Source organism: Serratia sp. LTN-2 (genome assembly GCF_059740205.1).
Genome location: NZ_JCAXDO010000014.1, coordinates 42865 through 68474, shown reverse-complemented (window position 1 = coordinate 68474; position 25610 = coordinate 42865). Strand labels below are relative to the sequence as shown.

The following is a 25610-nucleotide window of genomic DNA, read 5'->3' as shown; positions in this document are numbered from 1 at the left end:
ATTGGGAATATTTTTAAATGAAGCTTTTAGGTCTTGAAAAAATAACAGTGATTGAGTGTGAGTTTGCTAAAAAATGGCTCATAAGTTGGATCTCTGAAATACGTGATGCTCATTGGCGGGGCGCGGAAGATATTCTGAAACAATTTCCAAAAGTATCTATTTTGGAAAATCAATGTTTCGAATTTTCGATACATAACTCTAAATGGGTTATTTGTCTACAAATCGCGTTTTCTCAAAGAATAGCGATTATTAAAGCTGTAAACATTAAAGGTGCTAACAATGGAATTTAAAGTTATTCGTACAAGAGAGCAGTATCAAGCTTATCTTGACGAAGTGCATTCTTTAATTATGCTAAATCCGGCTATAGGAAGTCCTGAGAGTGATCGGTTGGAATTATTATCGGTTTTAATAGAAGATTATGAAAATAAACAATATCCGATAGAGGCGCCTGATCCTATTGATGCAATTCTATTTAGGATGCATGAGAAAGGGTTAAAACAAGCTGATTTGGCCCCATATTTTGGTACTACTAGTAGAGTTTCTGAAGTTCTTAATCGAAAAAGAGCTTTAACCGTAGATATGATCCGAGCATTATCTGTAGGGTTGGGACTGTCGGTAGAGACATTAATTGGTTTATCAAATTCAAAGAATACATTAGATAAAAATAATATTGATTGGTCTAAATTTCCTGTTAAAGAGATGAAAAATAGGGGGTGGTTAAAAACATTTCTTGCTGATACGGCAGCATCAACTGAGAGTATTATCCAAAAATATATTGCTCAATCAGGGTTACAAATCGGCTCAGCTTCTTTTAAACGAAAGTTGTCTGGTGATGCCCAAACACCTAATACGATGTATGCACTGTATGCGTGGCTAGCTAGAGTCATTCTCCAAGCTAGAGATAAGAAAGATAGTCTAGGAAAATATGACCCTAATTTAATAAATAGTAATTTTTTAAGAGAGTTAGCTCAATTAAGCTGGTTTGAGCATGGGCCAATATTAGCAATTGAATACTTAGAAAAGCATGGAATTGCTGTAGTCATTGAGCCTCATCTTAAGGGTACGCATCTTGATGGAGCGGCATTGAAGGACAGTGACGGCACTCCTATTATTGGGCTAAGTTTACGATATGACCGATTGGATAATTTTTGGTTTACGTTACTACATGAATGCGCACATATTTGGAAGCATGTTGATGAAACAGAAGCATTTCTCGATGATTTAGATTCATCAAGTATGGAGGATCGGAGGGAGGCTGAAGCAAATCGATTGGCAAGAGAGGCATTTATACCAAGAGGAGTTTTGAGACGTACAGAGGCATTTATCTCACCAAGTAAAGAATCTATTGAAAAGTTGGCTAAAGAGTTGAGAGTTCATCCAGCAATCATTGCAGGGCGTATTCGAAAAGAGTTGGGAAATTACACCTTATTTTCAGACTTGGTTGGTCAATATCAGGTCAAGGCATTATTAACCAATTCTCATTTATTAAGTGTTGAGGAGTAGAGATGATGAAAATTCCAGAATATGTCCCAATCATGAAAGCGAAGCAAGGTGAATTTGATGCGATAAAACCTATTAGGTCTGAGCAGTTAGAATATCAAATACAGCCAACTTTCCACCCTTTATTTGAAATGCCTAATATTTATAAAGAAGGGGTTTCAAGACTTGTTGATATTAATAGCCGTTGCGAGAAAATAGGGAAATTATGGAGTGGAAATATTGCTTTAGTGGATGGTTATTTTTGGAAACCATCTGAAGCTTTATTGGAGAATGGTGAGCATTTCCTAACCTATACGTATAACAAATTGTTTGCATTAGGAGTAAAGGTAGTTCCTGTAATTGGTTATGACCGTTGGTTTGATCAAATGAGCAGTCTTTATCATCAAACAATGAAAAATTTAAATTATCCAGAGGCTCCTTATTTTTGTATTAGATTAGATGGTGAGGCAATGTATGATATTGATGAACCTGATTTTTTCAAAGAACAACTAGAATCAATTATTTCTGATTTAAAATTAGCAGAAAATAATTGTTCTATATTATTAGATTTTGGGGATGTAAGTGTCAATCGTATAACAATTGAACAGATGCTAAGCAAGTCTAGAGACTTTTTAGAAGTATTAACTGAATATGATTTTAAATACATTTCTATCAGTGGAGCTTCATATCCTTCAAGCGTTGCAGAAGCCATTGAAGATCATGATACGGATGGTCCAGTACTTCGAAAAGAAATGGTTGTATGGCAGACTTTAAGAAACATGTTCCCTAATGTTAAATTGAAGTTTGCAGATCATGGAGCAAGACATCCAGCTCCAGAAAAGCAGATTATTAATCAACATACGAATGGAAAAATTATCTACACTATAGATAAAAATTACTATGTCGTAAGAGGCCATCCATTTTCTAGAGATGGTGGAAGTCATGGGCATAGAAAGCAGCTAGCAATGAGATTAATTAATTCTATCTATTATGAAGATGTAAGCTTTAGTTGGGGAGACAATAAAATCTTTGAATGTGCGCACGGTATTAATAATTTTATAGGAAATCCTACGCAATGGGTTGCAATTGATACGAGCCACCACATTCGGTATGTCTTAGAGGAAATAGGATCTTTTGAGCTAGCTTATCAAAAATAGATCAAATAAAAATCCAGCCATTCATAAATGGGCTGGATTTTTAAATTATTTTTCAGTAATTAAATTTTTACACTAAATTTACACCATGAATTTTATTTTTGTTTCTAAGTTTTTAATAATAAATGATATTTTATTTTAGTTGATCCTATCCATCATTGGGGCTACTGAAATACGAGGTTGTAACGATTGAAGTGATTGCATAACCGATAGACCCAAAAGTCGCTAAATTAAAGAAAGGGCAGCATTATACGGGGTTTAGTCCTGAATCGACAGTGGCATTTAACTGCGCAATTTATAACCGCCCTTATGTTAAATATAGAAAGATGATTTTTAACAAATTACCTTATAGCTAAGCCATTTGCTTTTTTTGTAAGAAAGCATCAATCATGCTAAATAAAATACAAAATACAACGAGCCCTACACCTGCAAGGCAAGTCATGGTCCATCCACCACGATTCCATGCAAAAATCCCTAATGCCGAGCCAGCTGCACCACCAATAAAATAAGTAGTCATATAAATAGCATTAATACGAGATTTAGCATCGGGACGTAAACGGAAAATAATACTTTGGTTGCTGGTGTGGACAAGGGCAAGTGCCAATTGAATTAAAGCAAAACCAATAACATAAGCTGAAAGTAGAGTTTGTCCGAAATAGAAACAAATCCAGCTTACTAAAAATAGCCCGCAACCCATCCAGGTGAGTAAACGTGTGTAGCCTTGGTCGGCATATTTACCGATATAACGTGTTGATAACGCACCAAAGATACCAACTAAAGGTACCAGCCCAATAAATAGATCGGGTAAATGATGTGCCGAGGTCAGTAGTAACGCGATTGTTGAATACAAAATACTCACTGACGCAAATGCGAATGCACCTGTAAGCGCTCTTAATAAAAGTCGCTTTTCCTGCTTTAAAAGCTGAGCCATGGAAACAAAAATTTGTCCATAGTTCAGTTTCATACGCATGACATAAGGTAGGCGGCTTTTTAAGGTATAGGCCAACAAAAGCATTAATATACCACTTATGGCATAAACGACTTTCCAGTGGAAAAGGTTGGAAAATAAGCCAGCCAGACTGGTAGAGAGTAAAATCCCGACCAATAAGCCACTCATTAAGAAGCCAATAATCTCACCAGTTTTTTCAGGTTTAACCGTCATTGTTGCAAGAGGAATAAGCACTTGAGCTGCAACTGAAAACAAACCCGCTAAAATTGTACCGATCCAGAGCATAGGTAAGTTAACAGCAAAAGCAGAGGTAAATAGGCCAACTGCACAAAGCATCATCAAAAACGGAATGGCTTTGGCTTTATTGACAATATCACCCATCGGAACAATAAAGAGTAAGCCTAAGGCATAAGACACCTGAGCAAATGTTACTGTTAAAGCAGCTTGTGCCTGAGTTACAGCAAAATCTTGCTGAATAGAGTGAATAAGGGGTTGGCAATAGTAATTCACACCTGCACATAGGCCACATGCTGCTGCCATCAACCAAAGTAAAGGTTTATTTTGACTGATATCTTCAGGGGTAGACATGATGTTCTCTCGATTTTATTAAGTGTATGCCGTTGCTTCGACTTCAATGAGCATATGTTCTAGTGCAAGACGCGGCACAGGAATGAGTGTGCAGGCTGGAAAAGGATGATTTTTCCATAAATCCTTCATAATTTTAATCAAAATCTCATGTTTTTCTACCGAATGGTCAACAACTAGAATTCTTAAAACGGCGATATCCGTAAGTTCTGCATTGGCAGCTACTAACGCATATTTAATATTTTCAAATGCTTGTAGGACTTGTTCGCTGAAATGAGAACTTAATTGACCTTGTTTGTCTTCGCCACCTTGACCTGCAATATGAATAATATTGTTAAAATTGCTTACTACAGCGACATGACTATAAGCGTTAGGTGTTGGGTCATATAAAGTAGAAGGATTTATGATTTTAAAAATTTCTTTGTTCATGGAACTCAACCGTTTAATAAAATTTAGATGAGTATCCAACCTCAACTTAAGTTGAGGTCAAGAGCATTTAGTGTTTTAGTCTTTTCTTTCTTAAAGTAATCATCATTACGCCGACTATATTGAGGAAACAACCGAACCATTGCCATATATTTAGGTTTTCATTTAAAAAAGCAACGGCAAGCAAAATCGTTAAAACTGGTCCGATCGAAGCAATCATTGCAGATTGAGATGCTCCGAGTCGCTCAATGCTTTGCATAAGCATAACGGTAGGTAAGACAGTGACTAAAAAACCTAAGCCAATCCCGTACCAAATTACACTAGAGGGGAGTTGTAATAGAAGTTGAATAGGTTGAGGTGTGCTTAATACGTAATGAGTTAATGTGCCGATACAAGCCACAGTTAAGGCTAACCCTGTGAAATTCCAAGAGCCAAATTTTTTAATTAATGGTGGAGTCAGCAGTAAATAACCGGCAAAAGCTACAGCGCTAGCAAATACAAAACTTGTTCCGAGCCAAAAGTTGCCCTGAATTGGTGCATTTTTGTGCTCTTGCAGCATCACTAACACGGTTCCACCATAACTAAGAAAAATGGCGAATAAACTTTTTACATCTAATTTTTGTTTGTAGAGCAGACTTGAAGCGATCACGGTAAGTGTGGGATATAAAAATAGGATGATTCGCTCTAAAGAAGCGCTAATAAACATGAGGCCCATGAAATCGAGCCAGCTGGCAAAGTAGTAGCCTAATAGACCGGCAAAAATTAAAATTAGCCAATCCTTCTTTTTTATGCCCTGATTATGATGCCTATTGAACCAGCAAATTAATAGAAAAAACGGTAAAGCGCTTAACATCCGTAAAGCCATCAGGACTGTACCGTCTACTAATGGAGAAAGGGCATAAGTTTGTTTAATAAAAATCGCTTTTGTGCTGAATAGAAAAGCAGAGCAAAGCGCAAAAAAAGACCCAATTTGAAACGAAGATAAAGAAATTTTCATATACAGGACTGTATAAGAGAGACTATTGTCTGCAAAAAAAGAAAAATCCTCCTATATTACACCTCATGTCAAATAACGTGAATCATCAGTTCAAAATATGGGTATTTATTAAATAAATAGTGGGTGGTATTTTCAAAAAGTTCAATTAGAATCCAAATTCTGTACAAAGAATACACATGGGGGAAACATTGCGGGTTGCAATGTTTTTGACAATGAGAAATTAGCTTGAGGAACGCTCATGCAGATCGGAATCCCAACCGAAACTGTCGTCGGTGAAAATCGTGTAGCTGCTACGCCAGAGACAGTAAAGAAGTTGATTAGCGCTGGTCATAGCGTTGTGATTGAACGTGGTGCTGGTGTAAAGGCTGCGTACATTGACAGTGCTTATGAACAGGTCGGTGCAACCATTACGGATGATGCCTATACGGGTAGTCAAATTATTTTGAAAGTTCGTGCGCCACAAGGCGGGGAAATTCAAAAACTTGCAGCAAATACAACTGTTGTAGCAATGTTTGATCCTTATCGTAATACCGAGCTAGACCAATTTGCGAATCAGCAAGTGTCTGCTTTTGCTCTGGAATTGCTTCCTCGTACGCTTTCTCGTGCACAAAACATGGATGTGTTGTCTTCTCAAGCAAACTTAGCTGGTTATAAATCAGTTTTGCTTGCAGCTGCTGAATATCAACGCATGTTCCCAATGCTTATGACTGCTGCTGGTACTGTAAAGCCTGCACGTGTTGTGATTATGGGTGTTGGGGTTGCAGGCCTTCAAGCGATTGCTACTGCAAAACGTTTGGGTGCAATTGTTGAAGCAACTGACTTGCGTCCAACGGCAAAAGATCAGGTTGAGTCTTTGGGTGGTAAGTGGTTAGACGTACCAATGTCTGAAGAAGAACAGCAACGTGCAGCAGATGCAGCAAAAAATGGTTATGGCTGGATGCCGGGTGAGCAATACATCAAAGACCAAGCTGCGATTGTAGATAAAGCTGTATCGAATGCCGATATCGTGATTACAACAGCATTGTTGCCAGGTCGTGATGCACCGCGTCTGATCAAAGCTGAAACTGTTGCCAAAATGAAACCAGGCTCTGTCATTTTAGATATGGCAGTTGAAACAGGCGGTAACGTTGAAGGTTCTAAAGTTGGCGAAACTGTTGTCACTGAAAATGGTGTAAAAATTTTGGGTATTCCAAATATTCCAGCCACTGTTGCGACAGAAGCTTCTGCATTATATGCACGTAACGTTTTTAATTTCGTAGAGACTTTATTCGACAAAGAGAAAAACTTTGCGATTAATCAAGAAGACGAAATCCAAAAAGCCCTATTGGTCACTCATGGCGGTCAAGTGCTGCTTAAGCGTGGTTAAGGAGATTTCTCATGGTTGAAACTATTACAATTTTCGTCCTTGCCATCTTCGTAGGTTATTACGTTGTTTGGGGTGTTACACCAGCTTTGCACACGCCACTTATGGCGGTAACCAACGCATTGTCATCGATTATTGTTGTTGGTGCGATGTTACAAACAGTTGGCCTGCCTGTACTTGGTGTAGATGCAAATATTGCATTTCAAAGTGTGAATGTTGTGAGCGTACTTGGTGCGATTGCAGTATTTTTAGCAAGCATTAATATTTTCGGCGGCTTCGCAGTAACTGCACGCATGTTGGAAATGTTCAAGCCTAAGCAAAAGAAATAAGAGGGCTTTGACATGGAATTTATTCAAGCAAATGCAAACTGGTTGTACCTTGTAGGCGCAATTCTCTTTATCTTGACGCTTCGCGGCCTATCTGGTCCTAAAACAGCAATTCAAGGTAACCGTTACGGTATGATCGCAATGGCGATTGCAGTTGTAACAACCTTCTTTGTTGCCAATAACCCAGTTATTTGGATGATTGGTGGTGCAATGGTGCTTGGTGCGATTGTGGGTATTGCACGTGCACGTACTGTACCAATGACTCAAATGCCTGAAACTGTTGCACTTATGCACTCATTGGTGGGGTTGGCTGCGGTTTTGATTGCAGTTGCAGCAATTTTGCATAACAACCAGCTTACAGCATTGTTTGCTCAAAATGAGGCGGCATTAACAGCGGCTGGCGTGCAACATGCACACATGAGCAAGGTTCACCTATTTGAATTGTTTGTTGGTTGTTTCGTTGGTGCGATTACCTTTACAGCATCTGTGTTTGCTTACGGTAAATTGGCTGCGAAAAAATGGGCTAAAACAATCTCTGGTGCATGGGTTAAACCTGTTCAAGCACTTATCTTTGTTGCGATGTTGGCTTGTGGTTTCTACTTCTTCACAACTGGCAACATGACTGCTTTCTGGGCAATGACCGCACTTGCACTTGCATTTGGCTGGGTATGGATTGCACCAGTAGGTGGTGGTGACATGCCTGTAGTGGTATCGCTTCTTAACTCGTTCTCTGGTTGGGCAGCAGCAGGTATTGGTTTTACATTAGAAAACAACATGTTGATCGTTGCGGGTTCACTTGTGGGTTCATCTGGTGCGATTCTGTCATACATCATGTGTAAAGCAATGAACCGTTCAATCATCAACGTATTGTTTGGTGGTGCAATGGGTGGTGCAGCAGTTTCTACAGCTGCTAAAGGTGAACAAGTTCAACGTAACTACCGTTCAGGTTCTGCTGATGACGCTGGCTTCTTAATGTCAAATGCAGACAGCGTTGTGATTGTACCGGGTTATGGTATGGCGCAAGGTCGTGCACAAAATGCTGTAAAAGAGTTATGCGAAATTCTAAAAGAGCAAGGTGTTCGCGTCCGTTTCGCAATTCACCCGGTTGCAGGTCGTATGCCTGGTCACATGAACGTATTGCTTGCTGAAGCAGACGTAGCATATGAAGACATCTTGGAAATGGATGAGATTAACTCAGACTTCCCAGCAACTGACGTAGTACTTGTTATTGGTGCAAACGACGTTGTGAACCCTGCTGCAAAAGATGACCCAGGTTCACCAATTTATGGTATGCCGATTCTTGAAGCACATAAAGCACGTACAATCATGGTGATTAAGCGTTCTATGGCGACAGGTTATGCTGGACTTGATAATGACTTGTTCTATAACGAAAAAACAATGATGATCTTTGGTGATGCTAAGAAAGTTGTTGAAGATATGACGAAAGCAATTAATGGTACAGGCCACTAAGTTGCTTTGATATAAAAAAACCACCTTTGGGTGGTTTTTTATTTTTTGAGGGTTAGAGGAACTTTTCCACTAGATTCATAGATTGCTGATAGAGGTCGCGTGCTAATTGCTGGTTTTTGGCATGAGAGGATTTCCAGTCTGGCATATGCGCACTGACATATTCACCATTGCGGTTTTGCCATGTGTCGCCAGTCGCCATTTCTGTAATGAGCTTTGCAGGAACCGATGTTGGAACTAAACCTACTTTCATGGCTGCATAAACTGGTTTTGGTAAATCGCGATAAATATCGGAAGCAACACCACCGGGGTGTAATGCATTATTGGTAATTGAACTATCTGCTAGTTGTTCAGCTAATGCATTGCTGAACAATAAGTTTGCAAGCTTGGATTGTCCATAATAGAACAGAGGATTGTAAAAACCTTCCGCACGAAATTTATTAGGCTTAATTGAACCAACCCAGTGAGCAATAGACGCTAGATGAATAATACGTGCTTGAGGAGACTGCTTTAAAACGGGGAGTAGTTTTTGAGTTAATAAAAAGTGACCTAAATAGTTAACGCCAAATTGCTGTTCAAACCCATCTACGGTGAGTTGCTTTGTTTTTGAAAATAGACCGGCATTATTAATAAGTACATCAAGGCTGCCATATTTATCTGCAATTTCTTCGGCAGCTTTTTGAGTTAATTCAAGGCTGTTTAAGTCGAGAGAAACGACATCGACTTCTCCTTGGTCGAGTGAGCGTAGTTTGTTTTGTGCCTCTTGTGCTTTTTGAGGATTTCGGCACGCCAAGATCACATGTTGCCCTTGTTTTACAAGTTGTTCTGCTGCGGCAAAACCAATACCTGTGTTGGCGCCTGTAATGAGTATCTTCACTTTTTAGTGCTCCGGTTATGCTATTTATTGATGAGACTATAAGAATTAGTATAGTGCTGGAATTCTGACAATTTGTCATGTCAAATTTAAGTGGGGCTGATGACTTGCTTGTTAGTGTTATTAAAGTTTTGTTGAGTTAACAGCTTTTCATAGGAAGTGAGGGTAAAGGTGGCTGTTTAAATAATAAAAGTTTGATTAAGTATATAAACAAAAAGCGGCTCAAAAGAGCCGCTTTTTTTAAAAGCAAAATTTTATGCGACCGACTCTGGAGCAGTACGCCATAAGCTTTCTAAATCATAGAATTTGCGGGCAGTTGGTAGCATCACATGTACTACAACAAAGCCAAGATCGATTAAGATCCATTCGGCATCTCGTTCGCCTTCAACGCCAATCGGGCGGAAACCAGCTTTTCGAGCTTCTTCTGCAACATTGTCAGCAAGTGCTTTGACGTGACGAGTAGAAGTACCACTCGCGATGACAATAGCATCAGCAACATTGCTAATAGAACTAACATCTAACTGTAGAATATCTTTTGCTTTTACATCAACTAAAGCGTCATGGACGACTTTAAGACAAGCTTGTACGTCTTTATTTGAGGTGTTCATTGCGAAATCGTGAGAATTAGACACGCTGGGCGATGGTTCTAAATTCATATAGGGTATATTTTCCTGACAATTACTCACTATCTAATATAGTGGTTTTCACTCAGAATTTCAAACAAAACTAGTAACAGTTTATATATTTACATCATCGGAAAAATATTTCTTTTTCCATGTAAATGACTGATTTGAGCCATTTTTAGGTTTATATTCTGCCGCAATATAGCCCTCATAAGCACTTTGCTTAATCCATGAAAAAATTTGCTCATACGGTATTTGAGCCGTATCGGGTTCATGACGTCCCGGACAATCTGCAAACTGAATATGGCCAATCTGGTGAATATTTTCTTGTAAACCTTCAAGTACATCTTCACCCATCATTGCCATATGGTAACAGTCATATTGCATTTTTAAGGCAGGGTGATTGACTGCTTCTAGCATTTCTTGGGCTTGCGCAATGTTCTGTACCAAAAAGCGTGGCATATCTGTGCCATTAATCATTTCAAATACAGGTTCAATATCGTGTTCTGTCAGTAAATCACAGGCTAATTTTAAGTTGGTTGCAAGTGTCTTAAGGCAAGGAAGTAAGTCAGAGTCTTGAGGTTGCTTACCTGCCAAAATATTAACACGAGGTACTTTTAATGCTGTGGCATAGCGAATCGCTAACTGTAATGCCTCACGAAATGCAGCCTCTTGACCCGGTATACCTGCTAAGCCATTTCCACCTTGCATAAGGTCACCAGCAGGAACGTTAATTAAACATAAATTTAGGTTGTAACGTTCAAGTTGGTCTTGAATATCAGAAATGGCAAGCTCGTATGGGAATTGAATTTCTACATGTTCAAAGCCCTCTGCATGGGCTAATGCAAAGCGTTCAATTAAAGGAACTTCGGTAAAAATCATGGATAAGTTAACGGCAAGACGACCCATACACAAACTCCGTTTATTATTGCTCTACTACTTGAATCATAGTAGCTAAATCTTTCTCAGCAAAGCCATTTTTTTGGTGAGTTTGTAGCTGTAATAGAGCTTTTTGTGCAACGGGGATGTCTAAATTAACATTGTTAGCCAATGTTACTGCGTTGTTAAGGTCTTTCGATAATGTTTGAACTTTCCACTGAACAGGTTCGAAAGTATGAGTCGCCATACGTGGTGCCAGTATTTGAAAAGGTTTTGAGTCGGCAAATCCGCCAGCTAGGGCAGGAGCGAGTAAAGTGGTATCTACGCCCGCGCGGTCTGCTAGTGCAACTGCTTCGGCAATCAGGGCGCTGTTTGCTGCCACAATGAGTTGATTGCAAATTTTAGTTGCTTGTCCTGTGCCTGTATCTCCCATTCGTGTGACACGTTGGGAAAGAACATTATAAACAGGACTTAAAGCTTCAATAGTTTGAGCATCGCCACCTGCAAAAATGACTAGCGTGCCTTGTTCTGCCCCAGCTGTACCGCCTGAAACAGGGGAGTCAATCCATATCACATCTTGTAAAGCAGCAGCCTGAGCAAGTGCTTTTGTCGCAGCAACAGAGAGACTTGAGAAGTCGACAATGACCTGACCCGCTTTTAAGTTTGTTTGAATTTGATCAAATACTGCTTGCACAGCTTTATCGTCGGCTAGGCAAGTTAAAATGATTGGGTACTGTCCGATGTTGGAAAGATCGAGTGCATGTGCGCCAATATCAATAAGTTCTTCACAAGCAGATGCTGTTCGATTCCATACTGCGACCTGAAAGCCGGCTTGTATAAGACGGCTTGCCATACGGCTTCCCATAAGTCCTATGCCTAAAAAAGCAATAGGAGTATTACGATCAAAATTCATAATAAAGCTCTTATCTATATTGGCGTGGTAAAAATTTAACTTCCGGATGTTTGTCTTTTTTACGAGCAAGTTTGCTATTTTTACCAAGTAATAATTTAAGTTGCCAGATTTTTTCTAAGCGTAATGATTTTTCTGGTTGATGTTCCATTGCATCTAGTACACGTTTTGCAGCAGTCAATGCATCAGGTGAGCGCTGTAACATTTCTGAAGCGATCGCATTTGCTTTTTCTAATGGATTCTCACTTAAGTGAGTCACAAGTCCAATATCTTTTGCATAATTTCCGTCAAAAACACGGGCAGTTAAAGTCAGCTCTTTTGCAAGGTCAACTCCAATCAAGCCTTTGAGCGAACGGGTAAGACCCATATCTGGTACTAAACCCCAACGGCTTTCCATAATCGACATTTTAGTGTCTGGGTGGGCAATGCGGATATCGGCAGCTAGTGCAAGTTGCATACCTGCCCCAAAACAATAACCTTCAAGAGCGGCAATAACAGGGACGGGCAAATTTTGCCAAATAAGAAAAGCTTTTTGGAAAAGGCTTTGTCCTGGTTTAACAAGTTCCCAAATGGCAAATGCAGAGTTCTTAGGATTGTTTAAGTCAGATAAATCAATACCAGCACTAAACACTTGTGCTTCACCTGTCAAAATTACACAGCGGATATCTCGGTCTTTTTGTATAGCTTTAGCCGTTGTTACAAGTTCTTTGAGTAGAGCAAAACTCATAGCGTTACGTTTATCAGGACGGTTTAGATAAACTGTTGCAATGCCATTATTTTTTTCAATACGTAAAAGTGCCATGAAATTCCCGCTTATTTTTTTATCGATAAGCGGAGCATAGCATGGCTGGAAATTGGAAACATGACAGGTCAGTCATGTCTATTTAACAACTATTATTTAATCTGGTATGACTAAAATTTGATGAGCTGCACTCTCAACTTCTTTAATGACGAGACCTAATTCATCGAAACGTCTCATGACTTCTTCAATGAAGCCATCGTCAGCTCTACGGCGTTCTTTGCGTAGCGTAGAAATAAATTGTTCAAAGTCTCCCGTCACTTGTTGAAGTTTTGGTGTGCCTACATAGCGTGTAGCACCATAAAGACGGTGTAGTACATGCTCAAGCTGAGGAAAGTCTTCAAGCTCAATGAGTTGCTGCATTTCTTCTAGCTCGGTTGGGAAGCTATCTACCAAGATTTTGAGAAGATCTTGAGCTAAATCTTCTTTGTTTGCTGCCAGTTGTAAACTTTGCTGCCAATTTAAAATTTCTGGATCTAACGCTTCTGCAACCACATGATGATCTTTAGCTAGATTTTGCGAAGTAAAGTTGTTTTTCGTCCATTGCGTTAAAATTTGAATGATTTGCTCCATTTGAATTGGTTTGGTGACATAGTCATTCATACCAACTTTAAGAAGCTTTTGCTTTTCATCTGCAAGCGCGTGGGCGGTTAGAGCAATAATTGGAAGTTGCATTTCCCCATCTAAAGTGGATTCTAAAGAGCGGATCGCACGTGTGGTATCAATGCCCGACATAACCGGCATTTGAATGTCCATAAATACCAAATCAAATGGTTTAAGTTTCTGATCAATTCTTTCTTGAATAATATTAAGCGCTTCTTGTCCACTTAAGGCCTTAGTAGTTTTGACATTTAACTCACCTAATAATGCTTCTAAAACAATTAAGTTAGGTAAATGGTCATCAACCGCCAAAATATGTAACCCCTGTCCATTAAAGTCTTGTTGTTCCTCTTCAAAGATAGGTTGGTCACTTAATAATTGAATGAGGCCACTACGGCTTAATGGTTGATAAAGTGGGCGAGCGCGATATTCGGTGAGCATGTTTGGCTCAAGAGTCATTTGATAGCCGTAAACTGCTAAGTTACCTTGATAGCGGCTACGGATTTCTTTGAGTAGAGCTTCAGTATCACCACTATGATCAACAATGAGCCATGTATTGTCTTTTTGGTCGAGATGTTTTAAGCGGCTAAACAAGTCCAGAATCGATTGAGTTTCGATATGTGGTACTTGATAATTTTCAAGATAGTAGCGCAAAACACTGGCTGTTGCAGGGTGAGCTAAATAAGACACCACTTGTAAATGTTCGAAGTGAGGATGTTCAATCTCATGTTCTTCATCTACAGCAAACTGTGCAGTAAACCAGAATGTTGAACCTTTTTCTGTTGGAGCACGTTCTTGGTTATCTTCAAAGCCAATTTGGCCATGCATGAGATGAACCAATTGTTTAGAAATTGCCAGACCTAAGCCTGTACCACCAAATTGGCGGGTAACAGATGCATCGCCTTGCGAAAACGACTCAAATAGTTTTTTACGGTCTGTACCGCTTAAACCAATACCACTGTCCTGAACACTAAAATGAAGCAAGCACTGACCGATGTCATCATGTTCCATACGCACACGAACAATAATTTCACCATCTGGCGTGAACTTGATGGCATTGGAAATCAAATTGGTCAAAATTTGCTTAAAGCGTAAAGCATCACCAATCACCTGTTGAGGAATGTTGTCTGCATAATAAAAAGCCATGGCAATATGCTTTTGTGCAGCCAAAGGTGACAACATATCCATGACATCAAATACAGCTTCTTCTAAGTCAAAAGGTGCTGTTTCAAGTTCCAGTTTACCTGCATCAATTTTTGAGAAATCTAATACATCATTAATTAATGCTAATAAATGGGCAGAGGACTTGCGAATAGTTTGTAAATAAAGGTTCTGTTCGTTACTTAAATTTTGTTGGCGAAGTAATAAATGAATAAAGCCATCAATACTATTAAGCGGTGTACGAAGCTCATGACTGATATTGGCCAGGAAAACCGATTTTGCCTGATTAGATGAAATGGCTTGGTCGCGTGCTTGACGGTAAGTAATGTTTTGAACTTCTAAAGTATCTAAAGTTCTGCGTAAGTCTTCTTCTGTTTGCTCGGTATGTTCTTTTAACTCTAAAAAACTAAAGTGTAAGCGTTTCACCACGTTTGCGATATCGCGCTGGAGTAATCTTAACTCACCGGAACTGTTAATCACGATGTGTTGGTCTAAAGTGTCTGCATTGAGACGCTGTAATTGCATACGTATTTCATACATGGGTGCAATCCAGCGGCGAGAATAAAAGTTAAGACAGAGCAAAAGTAATAATAAAGTCATCAGACCGGTAATGACCAAAGCAATCAAAATGCGATAACGCGCTAATTCAAGTGGTTGATTATCCATTTCAATCAAGAGCCAGACAGGAGGCTTTCCTGCGGTATCAATGATACGGACTCCATAAATATTATTATGGTTATAAGAGATCGGACCAAAAAAGTTATTGTTTTGTGTGAAGTTAGGCCAGTAACGATTATCTCGATAACCGATACTTAAATAAGTCTGACCATTACTATCAATTAAAGCAGCACGCTTTAGATTTTTCTCGCTAAACATACTTTGCATAATATGTTGAGCATGATCATATTCGTCTGGTTGTAGTTCTACTAATGTGTAGAGATCTTTAGCAATTTGATTGTAGCGTGCCAAAATCGCTGAGGCATGATGCAATTGTTGTTGCTTTGCAGAACGTGATGTTTCAGTTAAAACCAGAAAAGCCCCAACACACGTTAAAATCATAATGGGCACAAAAATAAGAGCAATTAATTGCCCATATGCATGATTCAGACGTAAGCGTTTCGATAAGGTTTTATTGAAATTAGACATAGCTACATCAGATTGATCTCTCTGTAGGGCATATTATCACGCTTTATTTTAAAACAGACGGCATTTTATAACTGACTGGGCTTTAATCACTTTCATTAAAAAGCATAGTGAAATGGATGCAGTACCGATCATTTTTTCATACAATAGTGCCACCCCGATTTAGGTGTTGATCATGAGTAATACACAACCTGATTTTTTAGCCGACGAATTTTTGTTAGATCACTATGTAGGTAAAACACCTCTGGTCCGTTTGCAGCGCTTGGCTTGTCATACGCAGGCAACGGTTTTAGCAAAATTGGAAGGTAATAATCCAGCAGGTTCTGTAAAAGATCGTCCTGCATATAACATGATTATGCAGGCTGAAAAGCGTGGTCAAATTAAACCAGGTGATACATTGGTTGAAGCTACCAGTGGTAATACCGGTATTGCTTTAGCTATGGTTGCGGCGATGCGCGGCTATAAAATGAAACTTATTATGCCAGGGAATTCAAGTCAGGAGCGTAAGGACGCCATGCGTGCTTATGGCGCAGAATTGATTGAAGCGCCGAATATGGAAGCTGCACGAGATATGGCTTTGCAAATGCAAGCTGAAGGCCTAGGTTTAGTCCTCAATCAGTTTGGTAATCCAGATAATGTGGAAGCTCATTACCTTACGACTGGCCCTGAAATTTGGAAACAAACAGATGGAAAGATTACCCATTTTGTAAGTTCAATGGGTACAACCGGTACCATTATGGGTGTTTCTAAGTATTTAAAAGAACAAAATCCAGATATTCAAATTATTGGTTTACAACCTTCTGAAGGTTCAAATATTGCCGGTATTCGCCGTTGGCCACAAGAATATTTACCTACAATTTTCGAACCAAAGCGTGTTGATCAAATTATGGATATTCCGCAAATTGAAGCGGAAAAAACAGCTCGCCGTTTGGCACGTGAAGAAGGAATTAGTGCAGGTACATCTTCTGGGGGGGCGGTATGGGCTTCAGTAAAAATTGCAGAAGAAAATCCGGATGCTGTGATTGTTTGCATTATCTGTGACCGTGGTGATCGCTACTTGTCTACAGGCCTGTTCTCAGTACAGGACTGATGACTCATAATTGAGAGAAAAAATGCGTTTTCCTACTTTAGTTTTTGATATTGAAACTTTAACTGATTTAAAAGCGGGAGCGCATTTATATCATCTTGATTTGCCAGAGGCAGATGTTGAACAGGCACTCACAAAAATCCGCCGCCAAGAATCCGGCATGGATTTTCAGCGTTTGCCTTTACATGAAATCGTTTGTATTTCTGGTTTGTGGATTGATGAATCAGGTTTCAGATTATTTTCTTTTAGTCGGGAACACTATTCGGAAGCTGAAATTTTACAGAAATTTCTATCCATTTTTGATAAGCGCCATCCAACTTTAGTGAGCTGGAATGGCTCGCAATTTGATTTGCCCGTCATTTTGTTCCGTACCATGTATCATGGTCTTTCGGCACCCGGGTTATTTGATCAAGGCGAGCTTGATAGTCAGAAGCGTTTTAATAATTACCAAAACCGTTATCACCACCGTCATATTGATTTAATGGATGTTATGGCAATGTTTAATGGCCGTAATTTCCAGAAACTCGATGATGTAGCCTGTATTTTAGGTTTACCAGGTAAACGTGGTGAGTCGGGTTATCATGTGCCTGAATATGTACGTACAGAACAATGGTTAAAGTTAACCAGTTATTGTGAAGGTGATGTGCTCAATACATGGTTTATTTATTTGCGTTGGCTATTGCTCAAAGGCCAAATGAATGTAGATGAGCATAACCACTGGATTAGTTCGAGTATTGAGTATTTACAGACTATGCCTCAGCAAGCCGATTTTCTTGAGGTGTGGCAACGTACATCGAAACATACCGAATTTACGTCCCACTATTTTAATCCTTTAAATTTTTAGGTTCATTCTTTGAAACAGCAAGCCAAATCTCGTAAACCTCAACAACCCGAATATATTTTTCAGGTTGAAACTCTTTCTCATGAGGGGCGGGGAATTGCGCATTATGGTTCTCATCCAGACCATCCGGCAGATAAGCATGGTAAAAAAGTGTTTATTCGTTATGCGTTGCCTGGAGAAACAGTAAAAGCCCAAATTACGCATGAGGCTAAGCGGCTTGAAGAAGCTGAAATGGTAGAGCTTTTAGCGGAACCTTCAGCAAATCGTGTAGAGGCAGTTTGTCCTCATTATGGTATTTGCGGGGGGTGTAGCATGCAGCACATCCACCCTGATGAACAGATCCATTTAAAGCAAAATGTCCTTCAGTCACACTTGCAACACTTTGCTGGTATTCAGCCTGAACAATGGTTAGAGCCAATTCGTTCTTTGCAAAGTGATTATCGCCGTCGTGCTCGAATAGGTGTGCGCTATTTGCCAAAACAGGACCGTTTAATTCTAGGTTTTCGTGAGCATCATAGTAATCGTTTAACATCTATCCATACTTGTAGCGTTTTGGATAAAAAGTTATCAGATAGTCTGCCGGAATTGCGTAATTTACTCCAAAGTCTAAAAGGCAAAGCGCATATTGGTCATGTAGAATTAGCAAAAGGTGATCATGAAACATCTTTATTAGTTCGTCATATCGAAAAACTAAACAATGCTGATGTCAACCAATTAAGACAATTTGCGTTACACAAAGGCTGGCAGTTGTATTTGCAACCTAAAGGACCCGAAAGTCTTCATCGTATTGATGAAGAACAAGGAGCTATGCGATTACATTATGCTTTAAATGCATTTGATGTAAATTTTGCTTTTTCGCCATTGGATTTTACGCAGGTCAATGCCACAGTAAATGAACAAATGGTGCAATTGGCATGTGAATTGCTTCAATTGCAACAGGGTGAAAGAGTACTAGATCTGTTTTGTGGGTTAGGTAATTTTTCGCTTCCACTTGCACGATGTGTTGGTGCAAAGGGTCAGGTTGTAGGTGTGGAAGCAAGTGAAGAAATGGTGCAGCGGGCAACAGATAATGCAAAGCGTAATAATCTGGTGCAAGCAAGCTTCTTTTCACAAGATTTAACAAAAGATTTTTCGCATCATTCTTGGGCAAATCAAGGATTTGATGCATTATTGATTGATCCTCCTCGTGCTGGTGCATATGAAATTATGCAGTATGTACCGAACTTTGGAGCAAAAAGAATCGTTTATGTATCATGTAATCCAGCAACATTAGCAAGGGATGCAGGTGTTTTGGTTCAACATGGTTACCAGTTAAAAAAAGCAGCGGTTATGGACATGTTTACGCACACAGAACATGTTGAATCGATTGCTTTATTTGAGAAAATTCAAGAGATAAACGATTAAAAACATGAGTTACATATCCAGGAGAATGGTATGGTCACAGTACGTGAACAGTTACCTGAACAACTAACTGAGTTGTCAGAGGAAACGACTGTAGAGCATGCCGCCGAAACACAAGTCGGTTTAGCCTCATGGTTGGATCGGGTTCGTGAAATATTAGATGGGGCAGAGCTTAAACAACTCGAAGAGGTTGCGCATTTAACCCTACAAAAAGAGTTAGATTCAACGGTTAATCATCGTTCCAATACATTTGCTACTGGTGTTGGAATGGCTGATATTCTGGCGCATTTACATGTAGATGAAGATACTTTATCTGCTGCAATGCTTTATCGTAGTGTTCGTGAGGACATTACTGATATAGAAGAAGTAAAGCGAAAGTTTGGTGAGCAAGTTTATAACCTTGTCAAAGGTACTTTGGCAATGGGTAAGCTTTCAGAGCTTATTGAAAAAAATAAACGACTAGAAGACCATTTTAATAACAACCAACGGGAACATTTAAGCGGCATTTATAAAATGCTGATTTCAGTGACCGAAGATGTTCGTGTCGTTTTAATTAAGTTAGCTGAACGTACTTACTCTTTACGTGAGTTGGCAAACTCATCACGTGAACGTCAAGAGCGTGTGGCGCGTGAAATTTTAACTATTTATTCGCCATTAGCGCATCGCCTTGGTATTGCACAGCTGAAGTGGGAACTCGAAGACTTAGCGTTTCGTTATTTGGCGCCAGACCGTTATAAAGAGATTGCTTCATTACTCAATGAAAAACGTCTTGAGCGTGAACATTATATCCAGTTCGTGATAGACCGTTTAAAAAGTGAATTGGCGGCGCATGGTATTGAAGCTGAAATTACAGGTCGAGCAAAACACATTTATTCGATTTATCGAAAAATGAAAAGCAAAAACCTAAGTTTCGATCAGCTTTATGATATTCGTGCTTTACGTGTATTGGTGAATAGCGTACCTGAGTGTTATCACTCATTAGGTATTGTTCATCAGATTTGGCGTCATATCCCACATCAGTTCGATGACTATATTACTAACCCGAAAGCCAATGGTTATCGCTCATTACATACTGCTGTTATTGCTGAGAATAAATCTTTAGAAGTACAAATTCGTACTCATGAGATGCATGACGAAGCAGAGTTAGGGGTATGTTCGCACTTTAACTATAAAGAAGGTTCAAAGAATACCGACCACTCTTTTAACCATCGTTTGCATTCGCTTCGTGCTGTTTTGGAACATTACCAAGAACGTAATGAAACAACAGTACATCAAAATGAAGATGAGACGGAAGGTTTTGATCAGCTTCAAGACTTTGAAGGTTTTGAAAAGATTTATGTCTTTAGTCGTGATGGTGATATTAAAGAACTACCACGTGGCTCAACAGTTTTAGACTTTGCTTATCATGTGCATACAGAGGTAGGAAACAAGTGTTATGCAGCACGTGTTAACCAGCGCTATGTACCATTAACCTATACGCTAAAAACAGGTGAGCAGGTTGAGATTTTAACCAAGAAGGATCGTGAGCCTAACCGTGACTGGTTAGTGAACTCTTTAGGTTATATCAAGACAGCTCGTGCCCGTGACAAATTACGTCATTGGTTCAGACAGCAAGACCGTAGTAAGAACCTTGAAGTTGGCCGTGAGTTACTAAACAAAGAATTGTCTCGATTGGCGATTCACCCTAAGAGTATCGATCTCAACGATTACTCGTCACATTTTAATGTGAAAACAGGGGATGATATTTTGGTTAGTCTGGTCAGCGGCGATATTAGTTTGCATGCTCTGATTAATCAGATTAATCGTCAAATGCATCTGGATCAGGATGAGCCTGAACTGGTACTTAAACCAACATTAAACCCACGTGCCAGCCATACTCTGTCTGCGCATGGCATCTTAATTGATGGTTTAGACAATGTTGAGCTACATATTGCGCAGTGTTGCCAACCAGTTCATGGTGAATCAATTGCCGGTTATATCACGTTGAACCGTGGGGTAAGTATTCATAAAGTCTTGTGTTCTGATTATCAACGTATGATCAAGCAAGAGCCAGAACGTGCTGTTGAAGCGGATTGGGAGATGCAGCCAACTCGTGGTCAAAGTGTTCAAATTGTAGTTGAGGCTTATGATCGTCGTGGCTTACTCAAAGACTTAACTCAAGTGATTTTCTCTGACCAGATTAATATTCGTCAGGTGAACACAATTTCTGAGGCAGATGGTATTGCTAATATGAAGTTGCTCATTGAGGTGAAAGGCTTGGCTCAGCTTTCACGTTTGTTAGCTCGTTTAGAGCAACAACCTGGAATTATTAGCGCACGACGCATGATTCAAGGTGTTTAACTAAATTGAGAAAAAGGCCGTCAATTGACGGCCTTTTTTATGAGCTACTTTCTCGATAAATAAATATTAGTTAAACGATTTAAAAACTGGGGGCTTATTGTTGAGAGTTGATAAAGCAATTTGGTTTTTATACCAACTGGAGTGTGAGTCGGTGTCCAGAAATGAGCTTTTTTCTCTACAAGTGAAAGCACCTGTTGAGCAATATCATTAGGCGTTAAATCGACTCCCATGTTTTGAATAGAGCCTGCATCCATATTGTTGACCATTGCAGTTTGTACAAATAAAGGCATCACATCTAAAACACGAATACCGTATTTTTTCCATTCCACATCTAAACCTTCGGTAATTCCTCTCACTGCAAATTTACTGGCCGAATAAGAAATGAGGTCAGCTTGCCCGTAAATTGCAGAAGCTGAAGAGAGATTAATGACTCGTGCAAAAGAAGCTTGCTTTAAATAAGAGAGAGCAGCATGGCAACCATTGATTACGCCGTTTACATTAATATTGATTGTTCTTTGGTGTGACTTGATATCGATATTTTCAAAGGCTCCGGAATATAAAATCCCTGCGTTATTTACCAAAATATTAAGCTCACCAGCCCAGTCGGTAAATTCTTTTAATATATGTTGCCACTGGCTGTAGTCACTGACATCTAGATACCCTGCGCATGCATTCGGCCCTAATTCCTGCGCTAAATTTTGAGCACGCGACTCATTAATGTCATAAATGCCGACTTTATAACCCCGCTGATAAAATACCCGTGCAATTTCTGCTCCAATACCTTGAGCTGCGCCACTAATCAGAATGCTATGTTTCATCTTTTTTTCTCTTTATCGTTACAATATGAAGAATGATTTGCCGCTTTAATTTTGATCATAGCAAATTAAGATTTTAAAGTTACTGACCAATTTTTTGAACTTGAGGGTTACATGGATAAATTGCTTAAAATTATGCAAGAGCTACGTGAAAAATGTCCGTGGGACCAAGAGCAAACTCCAATGTCACTGACTAAATATGCGATTGAAGAGGCATATGAAGTCGAGGCTGCAATTCGTCAAGGTGACATTAATGAAATTCGGAATGAATTGGGTGATCTGTTATTACAAGTGGTATTTCAATCGCAAATGTTTAGCGAGCAGGGGGCGTTCAATTTTCAAGATGTGGTTGAGGCAATTAGTGAAAAATTAGTACGACGTCATCCGCACGTTTTTCAAGCAGACCAATTTAACAACTTAACACCAGAACAAGTAAGTGAGTTATGGAAACAAATTAAACAACAAGAAAAGCAAGGCAAACCACAATCAAGATTAGATGAAATTAAACATGGACCAGCACTATCTCAAGCGCAGGAAATTCAAAAAAATGTCGCAAAAGTTGGGTTTGATTTTAAAACGGTAGAAGATGCTTATACAAAATTAGAAGAAGAATTAGATGAGTTTAAACAGGCACTTAAAAATCAAAATAGTAATGAAATTCAAGATGAATTTGGAGACTGCCTGTTTTCATTAGTCAATGTAGGACGTAAACTTGGCATTTCAAGTGAAAGTTCACTTTTATCAACCATACATAAATTTAGAAGTCGTTTTGCTTTTATTGAAGAGCAAGCCATAAAACAGCAAAGAACATTGGAAGACATGACCTTGTCCGAAATGGATGAATTGTGGAATCAGGCAAAACGACAATTAAAATCAGGGGAAAAACCACATGCAATACAGCATGAGATTTTGGAAAAATAAGTATTTTGTTTTAATAATTTTGTGCTTGGGAGTAATTTCACCTTCGGTTTACGCTCAATCTTTTGATCAAAACTTTCAAGAATGGAAGGCTAAACAGCAGATATATGACCAAAAGTTAAACATCACTAAGTCTTCTCATTCTAATGGTTCTAAAATTTCTCAAACTAAAAATTTTAATGACTCTACAGGGCAAATTCATTTGAATCAGGCGAATGTAAATGAGTTTCAGCAATTAAAAGGTATAGGTGAGAAAAAGGCTCAAGCGATTGTAGAATACAGGCAAAAGAACGGTAGCTTTAAAAATATTGACGAAATTAAAAACGTTAAAGGAATTGGACCAGCTATTTTTGAAAAAAATAAATCGCGTTTAGCCTTATAAAAGTTCTATTCGTCAATTATCATTTCCTGCGCAATCTAAGAGAATCAAATTGCCCTTTGTGTGTGTTAGAGCTATGATTAGCGACAACTTGTTATTTACGTCCTGACGTAGGAGACAGCGTCTTTTGCAAACCTTGCGAGCGTCAAAATGTGGTTTGTCCACAGCCCAACTTCCTTCTTCGATTTTAGATGTGATCGATAGTCTGACTAAAGCAGGCTATGAAGCTTATATTGTTGGGGGTGGTGTCCGTGATTTAATGCTAGGACTCAATCCTAAAGATTTCGATGCAGTCACCAATGCAACACCTTCTCAAATTAAAGAAGTTTTTGGTCGTCGATGCCGAATTATTGGCCGTCGATTTGAATTGGCACATGTCTATTCAGGACGTGAGCTAATCGAAGTTGCCACTTTCCGTGCTCCTCCTAAAAAAGCGGTGACCAGTGCTTCGGGCATGATTTTACGTGACAACAACTGGGGAACCATCGAACAGGACTTTGCTCGACGCGATTTTTCTATCAATACTCTGTACTATCAGCCGCGTAAGGGTATTGTGCTCGATTTCTGTAAAGCAATTGATGATGTCAAAAGTAAGACTTTACGTTTATTGGGCGATCCTGTGCAACGTTTTGAAGAAGATCCGGTGCGTATGCTCCGGACATTACGTTTTGCAGCTAAGCTCAACTTTAAAATTGATCCGGCAATTCTCGACATTTTTGATGTTGAGATGACGCAATTACTTCGGGATGTTTCACCACACCGTTTATACGATGAGTCTCAAAAGCTTTTCACAATGGGGCATTTGGCACGCGTGTTACCAATGTTGATTGACTTTGGTGTGTGGAAACAGCTTTTTGCAGATATTCGTCCGGATCTCACTCCATTTATTCAACGTGCAGCAAAAAATACTGATCAACGTATTCAGGTGGGTAAAACGATTAATCCGGCATTTTTCTATGCGGTTTTATTGTGGCAGCCATTTTTAGAGCGTTGTGATTTTTATTTATCAAAAGGCGTTGTTCCGGCCGAAGCACGTGCTCAAGCAGGTTTGGATGTTTTAAAACGTCAAGCAACACGCACAGTTATTCCTCGTTTTGCCGAAACTTTTATTCGTGAAGTTTGGGAAATGCAAACCCGTTTGCTTAATCCAAAACCACAGCAAATTGAAGCATTGGCAAGCCATGCTCGTTTCCGCGCTGGGTTTGACTTCTTATTACTTCGTGAAAAGTCAGGTGATGACACAACACAGGGAATGGGAAGCTGGTGGGAAGCTTACCAAGAAATGTCAAACGACGAAAAAGAAGCTGCGATTAGCCAATATAATCGTCAGAAGGCGAAAAGTCGTCGTAAGGTTGCTGCTGAGCCTGTTGAAAGCAATAAAGTTGATACGGAAATTGAGCCTTTGGTTGATGTTCCAGAGCCTCGAAGCCGTCGTGGTAAAAAAGAGCGTGCACGACAAGAGCAGTCTATTGACCGTTTTATTGAAAAATCTTCCGCAGCACAAACGAATGTGATGAGTGATCATCCAATTTTAAAGCGCAAGCGGGTACAACGTGATTTGAGCCAAGTTATTTTTGGGCCGACACAATGACAGTAACCACATATATTGGCTTAGGAAGTAACCTAGGTGACTCACGCCAGATTCTGTCTGAAGCGATAGCCAAACTTAAATCTCTTGGTGAAGTGAAAGTATCTAAACTTTACCAAAGTCCCCCTATGGGTCCCCAAGATCAGCCGAATTATCTAAACGCAGTCGCTCAGCTAAAAACCGAGTTACTTCCGCTTGACTTACTTGACCAGTTACAGCGTTTTGAGCAGGAAGCTGGGCGGGTGAGACTCCGTCATTGGGGGGAGCGAACTTTAGATCTTGATCTACTGATTTATGGCAATGAAAAAATACAAAATGAGCGCTTAACGGTGCCGCATGTAGGAATATTACAACGAGATTTTGTTGTGATTCCTTTATTAGATTTAGATGCTGATCTACATATTAATGATCAGCCACTTAAAAATTTAGAACTCATACAGCAGCCAACGCTGACTGTACTTGCTGATGAGTCTTGGGCTTAAAGCCGGACTTATTACGTTCTGCAA

Annotated in this window: 24 protein-coding genes; 14 read left to right on the top strand and 10 right to left on the bottom strand. The window is 39.5% G+C overall.

Annotation, left to right across the window (positions count from 1 at the left end; all coding sequences use genetic code 11):
- Window positions 1–17: 17 nt before the first annotated feature.
- Genes AC6BYQ_RS21690 through AC6BYQ_RS21680 form a run of 3 tightly spaced genes read left to right on the top strand, consistent with a single transcriptional unit; the run spans window position 18 to window position 2636 of the window.
- Window positions 18–290 (top strand): type II toxin-antitoxin system HigB family toxin, encoded by a 273-nt coding sequence (locus AC6BYQ_RS21690; RefSeq protein WP_000770669.1) that lies wholly within the window; start codon window positions 18–20, stop codon window positions 288–290.
- On the top strand, window positions 280–1503 hold the full coding sequence (locus AC6BYQ_RS21685) for an ImmA/IrrE family metallo-endopeptidase (RefSeq protein WP_000394712.1): 1224 nt from the start codon (window positions 280–282) through the stop codon (window positions 1501–1503). Before AC6BYQ_RS21690 ends, AC6BYQ_RS21685 begins: the two co-directional genes overlap by 11 nt.
- A 2-nt stretch (window positions 1504–1505) precedes the next feature.
- Window positions 1506–2636: a beta family protein gene (locus AC6BYQ_RS21680; RefSeq protein ID WP_000975797.1), complete on the top strand. Its 1131-nt coding sequence runs from the start codon at window positions 1506–1508 to the stop codon at window positions 2634–2636.
- Window positions 2637–2985: 349 nt separating this feature from the next.
- Here the strand turns inward: AC6BYQ_RS21680 and AC6BYQ_RS21675 are convergent, their stop codons facing one another.
- From AC6BYQ_RS21675 to AC6BYQ_RS21665, 3 genes are all read right to left on the bottom strand, one after another.
- On the bottom strand, window positions 2986–4170 hold the full coding sequence (locus tag AC6BYQ_RS21675; protein ID WP_000106691.1) for an MFS transporter: 1185 nt from the start codon (window positions 4168–4170) through the stop codon (window positions 2986–2988).
- Window positions 4171–4188: 18 nt separating this feature from the next.
- Complete coding sequence (locus tag AC6BYQ_RS21670) at window positions 4189–4596, bottom strand: RidA family protein (protein WP_001031016.1); 408 nt, start codon at window positions 4594–4596, stop codon at window positions 4189–4191.
- Between the two features lie 67 nt (window positions 4597–4663).
- Complete coding sequence (locus AC6BYQ_RS21665) at window positions 4664–5590, bottom strand: DMT family transporter (RefSeq protein ID WP_000703575.1); 927 nt, start codon at window positions 5588–5590, stop codon at window positions 4664–4666.
- 238 nt (window positions 5591–5828) lie between these two features.
- On the opposite strand from AC6BYQ_RS21665, the gene AC6BYQ_RS21660 reads away from it, so the two are divergent.
- Genes AC6BYQ_RS21660 through AC6BYQ_RS21650 form a run of 3 tightly spaced genes read left to right on the top strand, consistent with a single transcriptional unit; the run spans window position 5829 to window position 8749 of the window.
- Complete coding sequence (locus AC6BYQ_RS21660) at window positions 5829–6956, top strand: Re/Si-specific NAD(P)(+) transhydrogenase subunit alpha (protein ID WP_001165468.1); 1128 nt, start codon at window positions 5829–5831, stop codon at window positions 6954–6956.
- An 11-nt stretch (window positions 6957–6967) separates the two neighbouring features.
- On the top strand, window positions 6968–7282 hold the full coding sequence (locus AC6BYQ_RS21655) for a proton-translocating transhydrogenase family protein (protein WP_000230433.1): 315 nt from the start codon (window positions 6968–6970) through the stop codon (window positions 7280–7282).
- Window positions 7283–7294: 12 nt separating this feature from the next.
- A complete protein-coding gene (locus AC6BYQ_RS21650) occupies window positions 7295–8749 on the top strand; it encodes an NAD(P)(+) transhydrogenase (Re/Si-specific) subunit beta (protein ID WP_000394402.1) in 1455 nt (484 codons plus the stop codon).
- Window positions 8750–8801: 52 nt separating this feature from the next.
- Here AC6BYQ_RS21650 and AC6BYQ_RS21645 read toward each other — a convergent pair whose 3' ends face one another.
- The 6 genes from AC6BYQ_RS21645 to AC6BYQ_RS21620 all read right to left on the bottom strand — a co-directional run bounded on the left by AC6BYQ_RS21645 (window position 8802) and on the right by AC6BYQ_RS21620 (window position 15738).
- Window positions 8802–9623, bottom strand: coding sequence for an SDR family NAD(P)-dependent oxidoreductase (locus AC6BYQ_RS21645; protein ID WP_000697812.1), 822 nt, complete (start codon window positions 9621–9623; stop codon window positions 8802–8804).
- A gap of 251 nt (window positions 9624–9874) precedes the next feature.
- The gene (gene rsfS, locus AC6BYQ_RS21640) at window positions 9875–10276 is read right to left on the bottom strand and encodes a ribosome silencing factor (RefSeq protein WP_001047580.1); all 402 of its coding nucleotides are present in this window, start codon (window positions 10274–10276) and stop codon (window positions 9875–9877) included.
- 81 nt (window positions 10277–10357) lie between these two features.
- Window positions 10358–11152 carry a hydroxypyruvate isomerase family protein gene (locus AC6BYQ_RS21635; protein WP_000532988.1) on the bottom strand — a complete coding sequence of 265 codons (795 nt, stop codon included), beginning with the start codon at window positions 11150–11152 and terminating at the stop codon, window positions 10358–10360.
- Window positions 11153–11168: 16 nt separating this feature from the next.
- A complete protein-coding gene (locus AC6BYQ_RS21630; RefSeq protein WP_001008356.1) occupies window positions 11169–12035 on the bottom strand; it encodes an NAD(P)-dependent oxidoreductase in 867 nt (288 codons plus the stop codon).
- A 10-nt stretch (window positions 12036–12045) separates the two neighbouring features.
- Window positions 12046–12834, bottom strand: a complete 789-nt coding sequence (locus AC6BYQ_RS21625) for a crotonase/enoyl-CoA hydratase family protein (protein ID WP_001196726.1) — start codon at window positions 12832–12834, stop codon at window positions 12046–12048.
- 96 nt (window positions 12835–12930) lie between these two features.
- On the bottom strand, window positions 12931–15738 hold the full coding sequence (locus AC6BYQ_RS21620) for a GacS-like sensor histidine kinase (RefSeq protein ID WP_000064537.1): 2808 nt from the start codon (window positions 15736–15738) through the stop codon (window positions 12931–12933).
- A 172-nt stretch (window positions 15739–15910) separates the two neighbouring features.
- Here AC6BYQ_RS21620 and cysM point away from each other — a divergent pair, with 172 nt between their 5' ends.
- The 4 genes from cysM to AC6BYQ_RS21600 are packed head-to-tail and all read left to right on the top strand — an operon-like array spanning window position 15911 to window position 21404.
- Window positions 15911–16825 (top strand): cysteine synthase CysM, encoded by a 915-nt coding sequence (cysM, locus tag AC6BYQ_RS21615; protein ID WP_000072599.1) that lies wholly within the window; start codon window positions 15911–15913, stop codon window positions 16823–16825.
- A 22-nt stretch (window positions 16826–16847) separates the two neighbouring features.
- Window positions 16848–17666: a 3'-5' exonuclease gene (locus AC6BYQ_RS21610; RefSeq protein WP_001212167.1), complete on the top strand. Its 819-nt coding sequence runs from the start codon at window positions 16848–16850 to the stop codon at window positions 17664–17666.
- Between the two features lie 9 nt (window positions 17667–17675).
- Window positions 17676–19067, top strand: coding sequence for a 23S rRNA (uracil(1939)-C(5))-methyltransferase RlmD (rlmD, locus tag AC6BYQ_RS21605; protein WP_000813077.1), 1392 nt, complete (start codon window positions 17676–17678; stop codon window positions 19065–19067).
- Window positions 19068–19097: 30 nt separating this feature from the next.
- Window positions 19098–21404, top strand: coding sequence for a RelA/SpoT family protein (locus AC6BYQ_RS21600; protein WP_000259109.1), 2307 nt, complete (start codon window positions 19098–19100; stop codon window positions 21402–21404).
- Between the two features lie 44 nt (window positions 21405–21448).
- Here the strand turns inward: AC6BYQ_RS21600 and AC6BYQ_RS21595 are convergent, their stop codons facing one another.
- The gene (locus AC6BYQ_RS21595) at window positions 21449–22222 is read right to left on the bottom strand and encodes an SDR family oxidoreductase (protein ID WP_000682846.1); all 774 of its coding nucleotides are present in this window, start codon (window positions 22220–22222) and stop codon (window positions 21449–21451) included.
- Window positions 22223–22333: 111 nt separating this feature from the next.
- Here AC6BYQ_RS21595 and mazG point away from each other — a divergent pair, with 111 nt between their 5' ends.
- The 4 genes from mazG to folK all read left to right on the top strand — a co-directional run bounded on the left by mazG (window position 22334) and on the right by folK (window position 25586).
- Window positions 22334–23140, top strand: a complete 807-nt coding sequence (gene mazG, locus AC6BYQ_RS21590; protein WP_000359490.1) for a nucleoside triphosphate pyrophosphohydrolase — start codon at window positions 22334–22336, stop codon at window positions 23138–23140.
- A complete protein-coding gene (locus AC6BYQ_RS21585; protein ID WP_031986007.1) occupies window positions 23109–23519 on the top strand; it encodes a ComEA family DNA-binding protein in 411 nt (136 codons plus the stop codon). The genes mazG and AC6BYQ_RS21585 overlap by 32 nt, the downstream gene beginning before the upstream one ends.
- 124 nt (window positions 23520–23643) lie before the next feature.
- Window positions 23644–25107 carry a polynucleotide adenylyltransferase PcnB gene (gene pcnB, locus AC6BYQ_RS21580; RefSeq protein ID WP_001194201.1) on the top strand — a complete coding sequence of 488 codons (1464 nt, stop codon included), beginning with the start codon at window positions 23644–23646 and terminating at the stop codon, window positions 25105–25107.
- Entirely contained in the window at window positions 25104–25586 is a 483-nt protein-coding gene (folK, locus tag AC6BYQ_RS21575; protein ID WP_000219213.1) for a 2-amino-4-hydroxy-6-hydroxymethyldihydropteridine diphosphokinase, read from the top strand. Before pcnB ends, folK begins: the two co-directional genes overlap by 4 nt.
- The last annotated feature ends 24 nt before the right edge of the window (window positions 25587–25610 follow it).

Excerpts from the sequence above, each read along its gene's own strand:
- AC6BYQ_RS21690 (WP_000770669.1), top strand. The coding sequence starts at position 18 with ATGAAGCTTTTAGGTCTTGAAAAAATAACAGTGATTGAGTGTGAGTTT.
- AC6BYQ_RS21685 (WP_000394712.1), top strand. The coding sequence starts at position 280 with ATGGAATTTAAAGTTATTCGTACAAGAGAGCAGTATCAAGCTTATCTT.
- AC6BYQ_RS21680 (WP_000975797.1), top strand. The coding sequence starts at position 1,506 with ATGATGAAAATTCCAGAATATGTCCCAATCATGAAAGCGAAGCAAGGT.
- AC6BYQ_RS21675 (WP_000106691.1), bottom strand. The coding sequence starts at position 4,170 with ATGTCTACCCCTGAAGATATCAGTCAAAATAAACCTTTACTTTGGTTG.
- AC6BYQ_RS21670 (WP_001031016.1), bottom strand. The coding sequence starts at position 4,596 with ATGAACAAAGAAATTTTTAAAATCATAAATCCTTCTACTTTATATGAC.
- AC6BYQ_RS21665 (WP_000703575.1), bottom strand. The coding sequence starts at position 5,590 with ATGAAAATTTCTTTATCTTCGTTTCAAATTGGGTCTTTTTTTGCGCTT.
- AC6BYQ_RS21660 (WP_001165468.1), top strand. The coding sequence starts at position 5,829 with ATGCAGATCGGAATCCCAACCGAAACTGTCGTCGGTGAAAATCGTGTA.
- AC6BYQ_RS21655 (WP_000230433.1), top strand. The coding sequence starts at position 6,968 with ATGGTTGAAACTATTACAATTTTCGTCCTTGCCATCTTCGTAGGTTAT.
- AC6BYQ_RS21650 (WP_000394402.1), top strand. The coding sequence starts at position 7,295 with ATGGAATTTATTCAAGCAAATGCAAACTGGTTGTACCTTGTAGGCGCA.
- rsfS (WP_001047580.1), bottom strand. The coding sequence starts at position 10,276 with ATGAATTTAGAACCATCGCCCAGCGTGTCTAATTCTCACGATTTCGCA.
- AC6BYQ_RS21635 (WP_000532988.1), bottom strand. The coding sequence starts at position 11,152 with ATGGGTCGTCTTGCCGTTAACTTATCCATGATTTTTACCGAAGTTCCT.
- AC6BYQ_RS21630 (WP_001008356.1), bottom strand. The coding sequence starts at position 12,035 with ATGAATTTTGATCGTAATACTCCTATTGCTTTTTTAGGCATAGGACTT.
- AC6BYQ_RS21625 (WP_001196726.1), bottom strand. The coding sequence starts at position 12,834 with ATGGCACTTTTACGTATTGAAAAAAATAATGGCATTGCAACAGTTTAT.
- AC6BYQ_RS21620 (WP_000064537.1), bottom strand. The coding sequence starts at position 15,738 with ATGTCTAATTTCAATAAAACCTTATCGAAACGCTTACGTCTGAATCAT.
- cysM (WP_000072599.1), top strand. The coding sequence starts at position 15,911 with ATGAGTAATACACAACCTGATTTTTTAGCCGACGAATTTTTGTTAGAT.
- AC6BYQ_RS21610 (WP_001212167.1), top strand. The coding sequence starts at position 16,848 with ATGCGTTTTCCTACTTTAGTTTTTGATATTGAAACTTTAACTGATTTA.
- AC6BYQ_RS21600 (WP_000259109.1), top strand. The coding sequence starts at position 19,098 with ATGGTCACAGTACGTGAACAGTTACCTGAACAACTAACTGAGTTGTCA.
- AC6BYQ_RS21595 (WP_000682846.1), bottom strand. The coding sequence starts at position 22,222 with ATGAAACATAGCATTCTGATTAGTGGCGCAGCTCAAGGTATTGGAGCA.
- mazG (WP_000359490.1), top strand. The coding sequence starts at position 22,334 with ATGGATAAATTGCTTAAAATTATGCAAGAGCTACGTGAAAAATGTCCG.
- AC6BYQ_RS21585 (WP_031986007.1), top strand. The coding sequence starts at position 23,109 with ATGCAATACAGCATGAGATTTTGGAAAAATAAGTATTTTGTTTTAATA.
- folK (WP_000219213.1), top strand. The coding sequence starts at position 25,104 with ATGACAGTAACCACATATATTGGCTTAGGAAGTAACCTAGGTGACTCA.